This window comes from Pseudomonas saponiphila (assembly GCF_900105185.1).
Classification (GTDB): Bacteria; Pseudomonadota; Gammaproteobacteria; order Pseudomonadales; family Pseudomonadaceae; genus Aquipseudomonas; species Aquipseudomonas saponiphila.
Genome location: NZ_FNTJ01000003.1, coordinates 305,945 through 317,577 on the forward strand (window position 1 = coordinate 305,945; position 11,633 = coordinate 317,577).

Annotated in this window: 23 protein-coding genes; 6 read left to right on the forward strand and 17 right to left on the reverse strand. The window is 57.1% G+C overall.

The window, feature by feature from the left end:
- The first annotated feature begins 83 nt into the window (after positions 1 to 83).
- The gene (locus tag BLV47_RS34075; protein WP_341865643.1) at positions 84 to 917 is read left to right on the forward strand and encodes an extracellular solute-binding protein; all 834 of its coding nucleotides are present in this window, start codon (positions 84 to 86) and stop codon (positions 915 to 917) included.
- Positions 918 to 919: 2 nt separating this feature from the next.
- On the forward strand, positions 920 to 1,456 hold the full coding sequence (locus BLV47_RS34080) for a hypothetical protein (RefSeq protein WP_092320861.1): 537 nt from the start codon (positions 920 to 922) through the stop codon (positions 1,454 to 1,456).
- A 77-nt stretch (positions 1,457 to 1,533) separates the two neighbouring features.
- Here BLV47_RS34080 and BLV47_RS34085 read toward each other — a convergent pair whose 3' ends face one another.
- The 17 genes from BLV47_RS34085 to BLV47_RS34150 form a co-directional block, all read right to left on the reverse strand.
- On the reverse strand, positions 1,534 to 1,770 hold the full coding sequence (locus BLV47_RS34085; RefSeq protein ID WP_092320862.1) for a hypothetical protein: 237 nt from the start codon (positions 1,768 to 1,770) through the stop codon (positions 1,534 to 1,536).
- Positions 1,771 to 1,928: 158 nt separating this feature from the next.
- Complete coding sequence (locus BLV47_RS35990; RefSeq protein WP_143038376.1) at positions 1,929 to 2,135, reverse strand: hypothetical protein; 207 nt, start codon at positions 2,133 to 2,135, stop codon at positions 1,929 to 1,931.
- A 14-nt stretch (positions 2,136 to 2,149) separates the two neighbouring features.
- Positions 2,150 to 2,380 (reverse strand): hypothetical protein, encoded by a 231-nt coding sequence (locus BLV47_RS35995; protein WP_143038377.1) that lies wholly within the window; start codon positions 2,378 to 2,380, stop codon positions 2,150 to 2,152.
- Positions 2,381 to 2,488: 108 nt separating this feature from the next.
- Complete coding sequence (locus BLV47_RS34090) at positions 2,489 to 2,779, reverse strand: hypothetical protein (protein ID WP_092320863.1); 291 nt, start codon at positions 2,777 to 2,779, stop codon at positions 2,489 to 2,491.
- A 71-nt stretch (positions 2,780 to 2,850) separates the two neighbouring features.
- Complete coding sequence (locus BLV47_RS34095) at positions 2,851 to 3,087, reverse strand: hypothetical protein (protein ID WP_092320864.1); 237 nt, start codon at positions 3,085 to 3,087, stop codon at positions 2,851 to 2,853.
- A 62-nt stretch (positions 3,088 to 3,149) separates the two neighbouring features.
- The gene (locus BLV47_RS34100; protein ID WP_092320865.1) at positions 3,150 to 3,770 is read right to left on the reverse strand and encodes a hypothetical protein; all 621 of its coding nucleotides are present in this window, start codon (positions 3,768 to 3,770) and stop codon (positions 3,150 to 3,152) included.
- Positions 3,771 to 3,832: 62 nt separating this feature from the next.
- Positions 3,833 to 4,114, reverse strand: coding sequence for a hypothetical protein (locus tag BLV47_RS36000; RefSeq protein WP_143038378.1), 282 nt, complete (start codon positions 4,112 to 4,114; stop codon positions 3,833 to 3,835).
- A gap of 152 nt (positions 4,115 to 4,266) precedes the next feature.
- Positions 4,267 to 4,704, reverse strand: coding sequence for a hypothetical protein (locus BLV47_RS34105; protein ID WP_092320866.1), 438 nt, complete (start codon positions 4,702 to 4,704; stop codon positions 4,267 to 4,269).
- Between the two features lie 12 nt (positions 4,705 to 4,716).
- Positions 4,717 to 5,130 carry a hypothetical protein gene (locus tag BLV47_RS34110; protein ID WP_092320867.1) on the reverse strand — a complete coding sequence of 138 codons (414 nt, stop codon included), beginning with the start codon at positions 5,128 to 5,130 and terminating at the stop codon, positions 4,717 to 4,719.
- 251 nt (positions 5,131 to 5,381) lie between these two features.
- A complete protein-coding gene (locus BLV47_RS34115) occupies positions 5,382 to 5,846 on the reverse strand; it encodes a hypothetical protein (RefSeq protein WP_143038379.1) in 465 nt (154 codons plus the stop codon).
- Positions 5,846 to 6,409 (reverse strand): DUF262 domain-containing protein, encoded by a 564-nt coding sequence (locus tag BLV47_RS34120; protein WP_092320869.1) that lies wholly within the window; start codon positions 6,407 to 6,409, stop codon positions 5,846 to 5,848. The genes BLV47_RS34115 and BLV47_RS34120 overlap by 1 nt, the downstream gene beginning before the upstream one ends.
- A gap of 8 nt (positions 6,410 to 6,417) precedes the next feature.
- Entirely contained in the window at positions 6,418 to 6,621 is a 204-nt protein-coding gene (locus tag BLV47_RS34125) for a hypothetical protein (protein WP_092320870.1), read from the reverse strand.
- 72 nt (positions 6,622 to 6,693) lie between these two features.
- The gene (locus BLV47_RS34130) at positions 6,694 to 7,587 is read right to left on the reverse strand and encodes a hypothetical protein (RefSeq protein WP_244169003.1); all 894 of its coding nucleotides are present in this window, start codon (positions 7,585 to 7,587) and stop codon (positions 6,694 to 6,696) included.
- The gene (locus BLV47_RS34135; protein WP_092320871.1) at positions 7,584 to 8,312 is read right to left on the reverse strand and encodes a hypothetical protein; all 729 of its coding nucleotides are present in this window, start codon (positions 8,310 to 8,312) and stop codon (positions 7,584 to 7,586) included. The genes BLV47_RS34130 and BLV47_RS34135 overlap by 4 nt, the downstream gene beginning before the upstream one ends.
- A 31-nt stretch (positions 8,313 to 8,343) precedes the next feature.
- Positions 8,344 to 8,739, reverse strand: a complete 396-nt coding sequence (locus BLV47_RS34140; protein ID WP_092320872.1) for a hypothetical protein — start codon at positions 8,737 to 8,739, stop codon at positions 8,344 to 8,346.
- A 64-nt stretch (positions 8,740 to 8,803) separates the two neighbouring features.
- Entirely contained in the window at positions 8,804 to 9,751 is a 948-nt protein-coding gene (locus BLV47_RS34145; RefSeq protein ID WP_092320873.1) for a hypothetical protein, read from the reverse strand.
- A gap of 26 nt (positions 9,752 to 9,777) precedes the next feature.
- A complete protein-coding gene (locus BLV47_RS34150; protein WP_092320874.1) occupies positions 9,778 to 10,017 on the reverse strand; it encodes a hypothetical protein in 240 nt (79 codons plus the stop codon).
- A 219-nt stretch (positions 10,018 to 10,236) separates the two neighbouring features.
- On the opposite strand from BLV47_RS34150, the gene BLV47_RS36005 reads away from it, so the two are divergent.
- From BLV47_RS36005 to BLV47_RS34175, 4 genes are all read left to right on the forward strand, one after another.
- Positions 10,237 to 10,656, forward strand: coding sequence for a hypothetical protein (locus BLV47_RS36005; RefSeq protein ID WP_143038380.1), 420 nt, complete (start codon positions 10,237 to 10,239; stop codon positions 10,654 to 10,656).
- A 64-nt stretch (positions 10,657 to 10,720) separates the two neighbouring features.
- Positions 10,721 to 11,023: a hypothetical protein gene (locus BLV47_RS34165; protein ID WP_167365751.1), complete on the forward strand. Its 303-nt coding sequence runs from the start codon at positions 10,721 to 10,723 to the stop codon at positions 11,021 to 11,023.
- Between the two features lie 14 nt (positions 11,024 to 11,037).
- Positions 11,038 to 11,397 carry a hypothetical protein gene (locus BLV47_RS34170; protein WP_143038381.1) on the forward strand — a complete coding sequence of 120 codons (360 nt, stop codon included), beginning with the start codon at positions 11,038 to 11,040 and terminating at the stop codon, positions 11,395 to 11,397.
- Between the two features lie 9 nt (positions 11,398 to 11,406).
- Positions 11,407 to 11,607 (forward strand): hypothetical protein, encoded by a 201-nt coding sequence (locus BLV47_RS34175; protein ID WP_092320878.1) that lies wholly within the window; start codon positions 11,407 to 11,409, stop codon positions 11,605 to 11,607.
- Positions 11,608 to 11,633 lie beyond the last annotated feature (26 nt).

Consider the following 11,633-nt stretch of genomic DNA (forward strand, 5'->3'; position numbering starts at 1 on the left):
ACCTACTGGCACGGCTGGCACCCGGTGAGACTGTCTCCATCACATCCAAAGGAGATAGTCATGGGCACTCGAACACTCTATGTATTCAAGCAGGCGTGTTCGCGGAGCTGGACAAGAGCAAGCTGCCCAACCTGAAGCACCTGGACCAAAGCCTGCTCAAGCCCCTGGAGAAGCTCGATCCGGGCAACAAGCATGGTGTGCCTTATCTCTGGGGCACGATCGGCATCGGCTACAACGCCGAGAAGGTGAAAGAGGTGCTTGGCGAAAATGCGCCGGTCGACTCGCTGGATCTGATCCTGAAGCCCGAGAATGCCGAGAAGCTGGCAAAGTGCGGCATCAACCTTCTGGATTCCGGCTCCGAGATTCTGCCTCTGGTTCTGAACTACATCGGTTTGCCATCGCAGAGCACTAAGCCTGGCGATTACTCGAAAGCCGCTGCCAAGCTCGGTGAAGTCCGCCAACACATCCGTTCTTTTAACGGCAGCAACTACATCACCGATCTGGCCAACGGGAACATCTGCGTAGCTGTTGGCTACTCCGGTGACATCCTGCAAGCCGCTGCGGCTGCGAAGGAAGCGAAGAAGCCATACACCATCGCCTACAGCATCCCGAAAGAGGGCTCCACGCTGTGGTTCGACATGATGGCGATTCCGGCGGACGCGAAAAACCGCGAGAACGCCTACCTGTTCATCAACTACATCCTTCAGCCTGAAGTGATCGCGCCCATTTCCAACTACGTTTCTTACGCCAACCCCAACCGGGATGCGACTCCGCTGGTGGATAAGGGCATCACCTCGAACACCGGCATTTACCCGCCGCAGGAAACCATCGATCGTCTGTGGGTCTCCGACATTCTGCCGGCCAAGATCCAGCGCACGATCACCCGCACCTGGACCAAGATCAAGACCGGGAAGTGATGATGACTATTCGTAAAGCGCTTTCACTGACCGTCGTTGCGGCGCTACTCACTGGTTGCGCCGGTTCACCTTTGGAAGGCATTCAAGTCGGCAGATCGTCGGTTGCCGGTACCTGGGAAGGCAAATACATCTGCGCCCAAAATTCGGGCTTCAAGTCGATTCCATCAGTGGCGCGGATGACGTTCGAGCCAGTTGGACCGGACGTTAGCTCGATTGCCCCTCTCATCGGCACACTTCGAAACGCCTCTCAAGGGGATTTCGACGTGAAACCGTTCGAAGCGCAGAAGTTCACGGGAACAGGGCATTACACCCTGACTACCTATGACAACAAGACTTATGGCGGCACAACCCAGTTCGACGGTTTTACGGACCCCAGCGGTGCGTTCCACATTACCCAAGAGCGCTTCTTTGACTGGTTCGGCGGGGATTACGCCAAAAACCTCGTTGCTCCGAAGGTAAGTGGTGCCCCAAATCCTGATGGGACAATGACTGGCCGCATTTGCGGTACCACGATGGTCTTGCGCAAGGTCGCCGACTGATCCGCGCTTAAGTCCGCTGCTCAAAATAAAGGCCCCAATTGGGGCCTTTATTTCGGGTCCGGTAAGCCTGATAGTCCTTAGAATTTGAAAACTACCGTTGCAGGTTCATCGCCCCCTTTTTTGCGCGGTTTTAAGGGCTGCACTGGCGTTACCTTGTCGCCCTCGATGTTGCAAAGGACGCCATCTACCCATTCAGTGCGCCTTTCCTTGGGCACAAGGCCAAGGTCTTTGTTCTCTTGAACGGCCCGAGCAACAGCGGCCTTAGCCAATTCATCCCATCTGTCCAGGGCATCTGATTTGCGCTTGTCTCCCATAGCTGACTCCCGGCTAGGCTGTCCGGTGGATCTTAATATCTCCAGGCTCAAGCAGGGGAATGGCGTGTTTTCCTATGCCTCAGCTTCGTCAGCTCTGCGGGATTCAATAATCACGCCTTGAGAGCGCAGTTCGGCCTCCTTCAAGTCGTTAGCCCGCTTCATCTGCGTGGCAATCGCCTTTTATCCAGGCGAGGCAGGAGAGACTTCTTACTTCGCCAGTAAGTAGCCGTCATGCCCGAGAGTCGTACCCTGTCAGCCTCGACTTCCAGCACCTCGGCAACACGGTAGTTGTCACCATGAAGCCAGCACAGGGAGTTGCCGACCTTAAAAGGATTATCTGGGTCGTAAGCCTCTTGCGATTCCATGGTGTATTCCTTGCTTAATCTACGATCCGAAGACTGGGGTTCAGGCGCAGCATTTCTTCCGTCTTCGCATGCCACTCACGAATAAAAGCAGCGCGCTCTTCCTCCTGACCAGGCTCGAACCACGCGGAACCTAGCACTGGATTGCGACGCCGCTCATTGGTGCCAAGGGTCGAAAAACCAAAATGGTTGTTCGCCTGCTTCCGCGATTTGCGGACGGAGTGTCTCATGGCCTTTGCGTAACTCATTGGATTCCCTTGAACTTTGCTTTCACATGCCAATGCCAATGTTTGGCTTCTAAACAGGCGTAGACCAGGGGAGGAATGATCCAGCCCCTGGCACGAAGGTGGTTCCGCTTAAGCGGCAGCGCGAAGGAGATCCGCTTGCTCGGGCAGCGACTCAAAGTAGATCGTCGCTTTGATGAACTGCCGGCGTTTATCGGTGCCACTGCCTTTTTCAGCAATGAAAACGGCCGCTACCTGCTTGTTGAAGTCGACGACATAGGTGTCGCCGTTGACCGGGGAAACCAGCATTGCGCCCACTTTGACGGATCGGGAATTCACCCACTCCGGCAGGTCGCGCGAAGAACACGCCGCCAGCGCCGACTCGTTAGCGAGGGTAATGCAGTCGAGATTGATGATCTTCATGGTGGTGGTCTCCGTTGAAAGTGAGACCATCTTCAGGCCAGGCAATGCGTGCCGGAAGGTGCCTGACGTAATCAATCTGGCTGGTGGCCAGGCTTCAGCTTCTTGCCTTCCTCAGTGGCCACACAATATGGGGCGCGACTTTCCCGCTCAACCAGACCGAGGCGGGTCAACGTCGTCATGGTGTCGACGTTGCAGACGCGCTCGCCATTGATCTCAACGGCAGCGCCATGAGAAACGCGAGCGCCCCAGCCCTGACTGAGCCAGTTCATCACTCGCTGCTGCGCCGCAGACAGCTTTAACTTAGGCATTGCGGGCTTTTCCTCCTATGAAGGCGTGGCGATGCACGAGCACACCGCCACGCGCCGCGACATCAGGCGTCAGTCATCTCGGTTGCGGTGACCATGACCCCAGCAGTGTTGCTCCGCACGCTGTAGTCCAGATCCCCGATGAACTCATTGAGGTCTACGTTGCTAAAGCGCTTACCGCTCACCTGAATCGTCAGGGTCACGGTGAAGTCTTCGACACCGCCCCCTTGTGCCTTTACGGCAGCATCGAGGCGGTCCTGCGTCAGGTCGGAGATGTCGTCGATGGCAAAGAACTCTGCAATCGAGTCCACGAGCGACTCAACTGCGAACGGACCATCCCAGGACACGAATGCGCGGGCGAATGCATCTACCGCCTCATCACACTCGCCCAGCTCGATGATCTCAGCCCGAGTCAGCATCAAAACGGCATCAGTCGCGTCAAAGCTCTCGCGGTCGATCTCGGTGGCCATGTCGAACTTCAGGCCGGCATTAACCTGCTTCACAAAGTCGCCAAGGATGCGGCGTGTGCTCTGGAACTTGATGGTCTCGCCGCCCTGGATGACGACATAGGTGCGGGGCACAGCCAGGCCTTTGAGGCGATCGGCAATGATTTGCTCAGCCGCTTCAAGGCTTGGCAGCTCAAGCTCGGGGTTGAAATCTTCAAGCAAAGTTACGGTGCTGGACATGCAGGATCTCCCATTACGAATTGAGGGCCACGGCACCATGTAATGCCGTGGCGTGAAAATGCTTATGCGGCGGCCGGTACTGCCAGCAGCGCCTGAATTTCGGCAATCGCGGCCTCTTTGGTCGTGGCGCGCAGCTTGTTGAAGGTACGCTCGCCGAGTTCCATTCCCAGGTACCAAAGGTCTTTAACCCCATTCGGGCCGCTGATCAGGCCTTCCCAGTCCGCGGGCAGCATGCTCATGCCATGGTGCTCGCAGAGCTGAAGAACACCATCTTTGAAGTAGAAAAAGGGGAGCGGCGTTGAATCGGAGGTCAGTGGCTGTGCTGCTGGATGCGAGTTTTTCATTGCTGCTTCTCTGTGTGGCTGATGGAACAATGATCACTCCAGCCACTGAGTGCCAGTAGGGGGAATTGCGGTGTTTTCCTTCTATGGCGGCAGTCATTCCAGGCAAACAAAAAGGGCCGGCAGTGCCGGCCCTGTGGCGGATCTCACGCCGCTTAGAATTCGTCGCGGGTGAGGTTGTAAGCGAACCCGCCGACGATGATCCCGACCAGAACGATCGCGTACATCCAGTCACTGGCGTACCAGGCCATGTCGGAGGCCGATTCCAGCTCCGGCAGCCGCTCGAACAGTACGTCCATGGAGTGAGGGGTATTGCGGCCCCACGCTTCCAGTACCGAGAAGAAACTGTCCCACACCATGGCTAGGGCAAAGGGCCAGACCACCCCAATGCGGAAGACCGGTTTGTAGGTATTCATCGACTGGTAGTACCACGCGGCGGCGAGCAAGAGGACCCCGCCAACAGCCCCGCGCATGGCGTCGATGCCGTCAGTGAAGGAACTGGCGAACCCAACCTTCTGAGTAATGATGAGCCCCAAGGTTAGGACGGCGGCCGCGATGACGGCGATGGCAAAGCCTGTGTAGGTCTTGTACATGGTTTCTCCTGCTTAGTTGGTTGCCAGGCTTTTAGCCTGAATCAGCCGCGACTGCATTTCCGAAAAAGGCAGGTCGCGTAGATGACGGTCTGGGCTTACGGCCTTATACAGGTCGTCGCCGGTAAATTCATTCCGGTACCGGTCAGCGTAACGGGAACCGACCAGGGCCATTTCCACTTGAACAGCCTTGCTGGCGATCACCACCACGCAAGCATCGAGCTTGGTGTTGGTTTCGAGATACGCCGCGGCCATCGAGTCAGCGGGGTCAATGGCTGCGTAGAAGCGGCCAGTCAGAAACTCCCCGGAGTCAGTGGTCAGATGCCCGGCCAGCGGGCGAGGGGCATTCATCACCACCCAGCTCGGATCAACATCAAACGGAAGTTTGTCGGTCACTCGGGATTTGATCGCTGCTAAGGCCTGCTGCATGTTGCGGATCTCCTGTTTAGGTTGGAGATAGCGTCTCATCCCTCAGTGCGTGCCAACACACCTCAGTAGAGGATGGTAAAGACCGCAGAAGCCAACGGCACACGGCCAAGTACATAGACCCACAGAACCGAATTAGGCCCGCAGCCGTGGCGACCTTCAGGCCCATCACGCGCCTGATAACTTTCGGATACGCGCTATAGAATCTTGATCAGCAGGCATCGCTCACAACCTCATTTGGGGATCGAAATAACTCACCGCATTGGGGAGTTGACCAGCTTTACGTCAAGCACAGCCGTTGGGCACAAGAGCGCTATTGAGTAGACCTTGCGCTCGACACACTCGATGCACCGAGCTGAAGTAAAACCCTCGGCCAGTAGCGCCTGGCAAACATCCACTGATTCGAGAAGGAAGTAGCTGCTGTCGGCGATATCCACATCCAGGTCTTCATCCCAAACTCCCCGACCTGCGACTATGGCCGCATCCTCATTGAAAACGCCCAGAAGGCGATCCAGAAGGTCGGGATCTTGCAGATCGGCAAGCCGGGTGAGATCAGGTCGAACTTCGGAAACGAGCCCGCCGCGCGCAAAGAACTCCGCGAACTCCATGTCCTCGCAGATGAAGAAGGGTCGCCCAGGGGTAATCCTTGGGGTGGTATTCCCCTCAGATCCAAATACCGGTGCGGAATCGCGCACCGGGCTGCCATGGAAATAGGGCATCAGCGGGCCAGACCGGCAATCAGAGGTTCGCTGGCGGACTCATCAAGCCTGAGCAGATCATCATTCGTGTGGGGTGTCCCACCGAAATTCAGGCGTCGATAGATATCCTTCAGGACTTGCTCGTCACCCTGGTAGTCCAGCTCGTAGCGGTTGAACACCACGTTATCGAATCGAATGAAGCGCTGAGCCTGGCTGAGGTCTTGGTAGCGAATACCGTTGAATACCGCAATTTCGCCCTGAATGAAGCGCGCAATAGCAGTGATCCGCTGCTGACCATCAATAAGCCAACCGGACATGTACTTCTCGCCGCCGTCCTGGTGGAAGTCGCTCCCATTGACAACATAGACCCCGGCACCAAGGCCCAGGAATATGCCTTCGATGAAGCTGATCTGCTGCTGTTCGCTCCACACGGCAGGGCGCTGCCATGGCGGCAATACAAGCCTCAGCAGTTGTCGCTCAGCAGGGACGGTGCAGACCAGTGGTGTACCCATAAACAGCGAGCAGATGGGCGTGGAACGCGCCTGGCCACGAATTAACGGCTGGGGAAGGCTGGCCTCGATCATACCGGGCCTCACGCCGCAGCCAGCTTCGCTGCGCGACGCAGCTTGGCGGTGCCATTCAAGATGGCGCGATTGTCGCCAGGGGTGCTGCTGAAGAAAACGGCCTGGACGCCTGGTTTATCAAAGCGGTAGTGGCCATTGCTTGCCCGGCCAACGGTGAAACCTAATTTGATGGCTTCATCGAGAACACGCTTGACTTCTTTACGACTGCACATGGTGGAACTCCTTGTTGAGTGAGGCTCCATATTCCAGGCCTCCTGGGCGTGCCAGGAGACCCTTCCGGCAATTTATGCGCTACGCTGCTGATAGCCTTCCTGCATGAGCAGTTCACGGATGGACGCAGTGCGAGTTGATTCGAGCATGTGAGCTTTTACCCCCCTGGTCCTGGCGATCTTGGCCAGCCTTGAGCGCAGCCAGGTGGCGTCTGATGAAAAATGCGCCGTGGGGTTGTTCGATGTCAGGTGATGCATTTTCTCAGCGAGCTGCGGGTTGATTTCGACCCGCCCGAGAATGTGAAAGTCGTGATGCGAGAGGGTGGCGCAATCCTCCGCAGACATCGCGGCCAGGTTCGAGGGGATACCCGCGCAGAAGCGGTTGGTGCCCAAAATTGCGATCCCGCGATTGAGCAGTTCTCCCGCGCTCAGTTCACCGCATTGCAGCGGAAGCACGACCCTCGCCCCGCACTCAATCCAGGCCGTGATCACGCCTTTGTGTCGATCCCAGCAGGCGAGGGTGGCCTCTTGGTTGCCGATGACATCAGGAGCCACGATGGTTAGATTCTCTGGGCGCTCGGTGCGGTCGATCAGTCCTTCGTACACGGAGAAGACCCGGCCCCAATCCACTGAATCGCCCTTGGTGAATGCGGTGAAAGCGCCGCTGTCGACGAAAACCTTGCATCCTTGGTCCAAGGCACGGGGAAGCCCGAACAACCGTTTACCCAGCGGAATTCGTGTAGCGACCACACCTACCGGGAGCCCGGCAGTCAGAGCTGCCGAGAGGTCTTGCTCGGCAGACATGCCGGAGTGAAAGGCAATATCCCAGCCCTCAAATGCAGCCGCTTGGAAAAGGGAGGCTTGTTCCATGAGTTGTGCTCCAAAAACGATGGAGCACAGCTTGGCGGCGGAAAGAGCGTGCCAGCAGACCCGATGAGGTTCTGTCAGGGAATGGCCGATGGCATTCACTCGGCGCGCACCATGGATTCGGCTGCCGAGATTCGGTAGGCATCCATCATGGCTTGGTGATGGTGCTGACCATCGAAGTGAATCGAGATGGTGCTCGGGATGACCCAGTGATCGACGAACCAGGAGCCCTTACATTCCTCCCGCCGGCGCTGAACCTCCCGCCCGAGAAAGGCTTTGGCCTGCTCCATGTCAAACAACGGGAAACCGCCCATTGGGACTTCTTCATCGTCTCTGGGATAGCGAGTCGTCACAGACAGCGTGATGACCTTGAGGCGTATCTTTTCAATGGTCCTCTCCGACACCAGCAGAAATGGGGCGTTGGACGATCGATAGTGAGGGAGGCCATTGATGATGAGAGCACCTGAAGCCAGATAGTCGGCCAGGATAGGGCCCATCGATGGATTAGGAGCCTGATTCACCCCCTCAGTGCCGGGAGCACCAGAGATGTCGATATTGATCGTTGGAGTGGCGCAGGAAGGGTCAATCGAGATCGGGGTCTTCGCTTGTGCGTTGATGAGGCCGGATGAATAAAATCCGCCATCCGCGAAGTAGACCTCATAGACCGGCAGAGAAGCCTTTTCGGTACTCGTGACTGTAGCCACATGCTGTAGTGCGGCAGGGTCAGCGACCTTTACGCGCACGGTTCTCGGCGCGTGTCTTGCGACCTCAAGCGGGACAACCCCGCCTGAAGAGATAGTGAGTCTGAAAGTCTGGTAACGATCCATCCTGGAAGTCCGATGTGCCGACAGGCCAGGTTCAGTCCTGGGTAGCTGGCTTTATCGTGACAGACTTAACTCGGTAATGCCCCTCAAGTACCAGCTCTGGAACATCGATAACCTGATCATGGTAGGGCTTGAGGTCATCTGGGTGGTAAAGGCCGAGGCGCTCCATCACCTGCATCAACTGGGTTTGACGGCCCATCTTCTCAAGGAGGATCAGGCTGCCGGCGCATTGCTTGTGGTTTTCCTTCTCGCGCTTTGAGCAGCTACGGTTCTTGTAGACCGTTTTATGGCAGGAGAAGCCGGTGGCCGTGCCGTTCACCAGATCCTTGATGATGCCTTCCACTCGGCCAGGCATAAGCTCAATTGCCCCGACTTTGTTGAAGGGGCAGTTTGCGCAAGGCTTTTTGAGGCTGTAAGGATCGGGGTTCATCTGTTTAGTCCAGCAGTAGATAGGCCCATGCTAACCGCACAGGCCTCGTGCCAACAGGCACCGTCTATTGCTCAGGGGTGACCGATACAAGCACGCCGGTAACGTCAAAACGGTATTTGACCAGGGACTCAACCGATGGGCAGCAATCAGGGTCATCAGGACTATGGGTGAGCGTCGCAACCCCCATGAACGAACGACCATCTTCGACGACCACCTGAAGCCCGCTAATCGAGCCGGGTAGGATCGTAGAAGTCAGCGGCCGATAGCGACCATCGGGCATGCCTTCGAACAGGGCCAGTTTCTGGAAGGACGAATTGGAGCCGCCAGCCCCCTCAATGGTGTAGAGCACCGCCACGTCAGGCATACCCTCGCCGGTGAAGTCCGCCTCGATCGTTGAGCGGGCATCGAGGTATTCGGCCCCGCCATTTCGGTCTGGGTCCTGTTCAACGTATTGGGCGATCGCCTCTTCCAGAGTGCTCGCGCCAGCGTCAGCAGTCGAAGGATCTGCCGGTTCTTCAACAGGCTGCGGTTCCGGTTCCGGCTCGGCCTGATATTCCGCTTCAGGCGCGATCTCCGGATCTGGTGCGCTTTCTTCCGCCACCGGTGCAGAGTTCTTCTTGCCGAAGCGCTCTTCAACAGCTTCCTCGATGGCTCGGAATTCCGCTCCACTCATCAGCGCGTTGCGAGGGCCGCGGAATGGTTGGGCTTCACCAAAGAAGTTACGGGCGAAGAAGCCCGGCCTCAGTTCCTCCTGCTTGGCCACGAGGTAATCGGTGAGCTTGAAGATCGATGCATAGCCCTCCGCACCGTATAGCGCGGTCAGATCATCTTCCTTGGACTCAACGTCCTCAATGAATTTCTCAATCAGGAAGAGGTTCGCATCGACCAGCATGTCTTCACACTCGTTGGTGAAGTTGCCAAAGCAGGTCTGCTTGTAGTCGTTGACCGGGTTGAAAATGGCATCACAGCCGGCCAGGGAGAGGGCGGCAAGGGCAATAGCAATACGCTTCATGGCTGAATCTCGGCAGGCAGATGTGATTATTTGTCTTTGCGCTCGAATTTCTGGCGCAGGCCTTCGACGCCGGACTCACCGATATGAGTTTCCAGCTCCTTCTCGATAATCTCCAGATACGACATCTCGTCATGCCTTGAACCGGCAACCCACTCGGCCTTGCATTCGCTGGCCAGGGATTTAACCCCATCCAAGAACTTGGTTCTGGCGGCCTCGTCAGCCGGCAGCGCGTAGACCTGGGTGATGTGCAGTCGTTTTTTCGACATGGGACTTCCTTGATGGATGTGATGTGAGCTCGTCCGCTGAGTCTGGGCATGCGGATGAATGGGCTAACCCCGATGTTTGGGATCAATCCCGGTACCTCGTCAAGATAACGGCTTGAGCCGCCGGCACAAACCGAATTCGTGTGAGTCCACCTGTTGGCACGCAAGGCGTACATCGATCATGCCCACACTGAATCAGCCAGCAACCACCAGGAGAGCAGCATGCAGTCCACGAAGAAGCCCGTAGCAGTCACGGTGTACATCTCGGAAGCACCAGAAGCGGAAGACAGTTGCAGCTCGATGAGCGTAGCGACCGAGCGAGAAGCTGAAATCATGCTCTGGGCCCTCGCTAAGCAAGCGATTCCGGAGTGGGCCATGTTCACCCGAGCCGGCTCCAACGAACCGACCACAAACGCCGACATGGGCTCCCTGGAGGTGCCCGCCGAGCTTGCCGCAGAGGTCGCTGCCGAAGTTGAGCGACAAAACAAAGTGGCCCTCGAAACGATTGTTGTCGAAGAAGGCCTGAACAGCGTTTACGACAAGCTCGCCAAGCATTTCGGCGATCTGCCGGATTTCGTCCAGCAGGTATCGAGCATTGCTGAGGCCTGGGCCAAGGATTGCTACCAGCATCCGGTCGGTTAAGGACTACTGGCACGCAGTACAAGCCGTCACCATTCGAACCATCAACTAGCGAGGGAGCACAGAGATGCGAATTGAAATGATGCCTTTGAGTAACGGTGGCTTGGTGCCAGTGAACATCTACAACTCGGTGATCGATGGCAATGGCTTCTACGTGAGCCACAACGATCACGATCTGGCCATTTACGGGGATGAAACGACCGCCTTGGTCCTCGGCCAGATGGAGCGGTTCTACATCCTCAATGGCGATCATCGGCAGCAGTATGCGCAGCTGATGGGGCAAGGCTTTGATGCTTGCCTTGAATACTTCAAGGCGAACCAAGCCCTGCGCAATCATCGCTCTGATGTTTTGCCTGATCTGGCTGCATAAGCCGGGAGTTATACGTGAAAGCAGAGACCGTTTTGCGCAGCTCGTTCAGCCTGGATGGCACCAGAATCTTTCTGGTGCACATCGAGGGCAGTGGGTTTCGCATTGGTACCCGCTGGCGCTGGCTGGCGAAGTTCGACCTGATCTTCGACGCCTGCGATGCCTTCGAGGCTCTGGAAATGATGGAGGGTGACCTAGCCCGTGCTGGCGCTGCTCTCAAGGCCGAGATTCGTCGCGTTCCGCGGCACACGTTCGGCCGCAAACGCTCAACTCACTCGCGGATCAGCTACTTGGTACGCTGCTCCGAATCCCGCGCCGCCGGCATGCGCTTGAAGCGCTGCGGCAGCAAAGGCAGTGTTGAATACTGGACCTACTAGGAGAACAAGATGCCTGAATTTATGGTGGCGGGCCGCATGACCGTCTCTTGCTGGACGAAGGTTGAGGCTGAAACCGAGGCGCAAGCCCTACAGATCGCAGCGGGCCGGATGGTTGCGGATAGCCATATCGACGGAAGCTATCCTGTCAGCGAGTCTTGGCACTTTGAGAATGACGGGACTCCCTTCGAACTGCGGGTCGATGAAGACTAACCCAGGCTCTCTCATGCCGGGCAGGC

What these genes read in the sequence shown, in the direction of transcription:
- BLV47_RS34080 (WP_092320861.1), top strand. Translation starts at nt 920, where the DNA reads ATGACTATTCGTAAAGCGCTTTCACTGACCGTCGTTGCGGCGCTACTC.
- BLV47_RS34085 (WP_092320862.1), bottom strand. Translation starts at nt 1,770, where the DNA reads ATGGGAGACAAGCGCAAATCAGATGCCCTGGACAGATGGGATGAATTG.
- BLV47_RS35990 (WP_143038376.1), bottom strand. Translation starts at nt 2,135, where the DNA reads ATGGAATCGCAAGAGGCTTACGACCCAGATAATCCTTTTAAGGTCGGC.
- BLV47_RS35995 (WP_143038377.1), bottom strand. Translation starts at nt 2,380, where the DNA reads ATGAGTTACGCAAAGGCCATGAGACACTCCGTCCGCAAATCGCGGAAG.
- BLV47_RS34090 (WP_092320863.1), bottom strand. Translation starts at nt 2,779, where the DNA reads ATGAAGATCATCAATCTCGACTGCATTACCCTCGCTAACGAGTCGGCG.
- BLV47_RS34095 (WP_092320864.1), bottom strand. Translation starts at nt 3,087, where the DNA reads ATGCCTAAGTTAAAGCTGTCTGCGGCGCAGCAGCGAGTGATGAACTGG.
- BLV47_RS34100 (WP_092320865.1), bottom strand. Translation starts at nt 3,770, where the DNA reads ATGTCCAGCACCGTAACTTTGCTTGAAGATTTCAACCCCGAGCTTGAG.
- BLV47_RS36000 (WP_143038378.1), bottom strand. Translation starts at nt 4,114, where the DNA reads ATGAAAAACTCGCATCCAGCAGCACAGCCACTGACCTCCGATTCAACG.
- BLV47_RS34105 (WP_092320866.1), bottom strand. Translation starts at nt 4,704, where the DNA reads ATGTACAAGACCTACACAGGCTTTGCCATCGCCGTCATCGCGGCCGCC.
- BLV47_RS34110 (WP_092320867.1), bottom strand. Translation starts at nt 5,130, where the DNA reads ATGCAGCAGGCCTTAGCAGCGATCAAATCCCGAGTGACCGACAAACTT.
- BLV47_RS34115 (WP_143038379.1), bottom strand. Translation starts at nt 5,846, where the DNA reads ATGCCCTATTTCCATGGCAGCCCGGTGCGCGATTCCGCACCGGTATTT.
- BLV47_RS34120 (WP_092320869.1), bottom strand. Translation starts at nt 6,409, where the DNA reads ATGATCGAGGCCAGCCTTCCCCAGCCGTTAATTCGTGGCCAGGCGCGT.
- BLV47_RS34125 (WP_092320870.1), bottom strand. Translation starts at nt 6,621, where the DNA reads ATGTGCAGTCGTAAAGAAGTCAAGCGTGTTCTCGATGAAGCCATCAAA.
- BLV47_RS34135 (WP_092320871.1), bottom strand. Translation starts at nt 8,312, where the DNA reads ATGGATCGTTACCAGACTTTCAGACTCACTATCTCTTCAGGCGGGGTT.
- BLV47_RS34140 (WP_092320872.1), bottom strand. Translation starts at nt 8,739, where the DNA reads ATGAACCCCGATCCTTACAGCCTCAAAAAGCCTTGCGCAAACTGCCCC.
- BLV47_RS34145 (WP_092320873.1), bottom strand. Translation starts at nt 9,751, where the DNA reads ATGAAGCGTATTGCTATTGCCCTTGCCGCCCTCTCCCTGGCCGGCTGT.
- BLV47_RS34150 (WP_092320874.1), bottom strand. Translation starts at nt 10,017, where the DNA reads ATGTCGAAAAAACGACTGCACATCACCCAGGTCTACGCGCTGCCGGCT.
- BLV47_RS36005 (WP_143038380.1), top strand. Translation starts at nt 10,237, where the DNA reads ATGCAGTCCACGAAGAAGCCCGTAGCAGTCACGGTGTACATCTCGGAA.
- BLV47_RS34165 (WP_167365751.1), top strand. Translation starts at nt 10,721, where the DNA reads ATGCGAATTGAAATGATGCCTTTGAGTAACGGTGGCTTGGTGCCAGTG.
- BLV47_RS34175 (WP_092320878.1), top strand. Translation starts at nt 11,407, where the DNA reads ATGCCTGAATTTATGGTGGCGGGCCGCATGACCGTCTCTTGCTGGACG.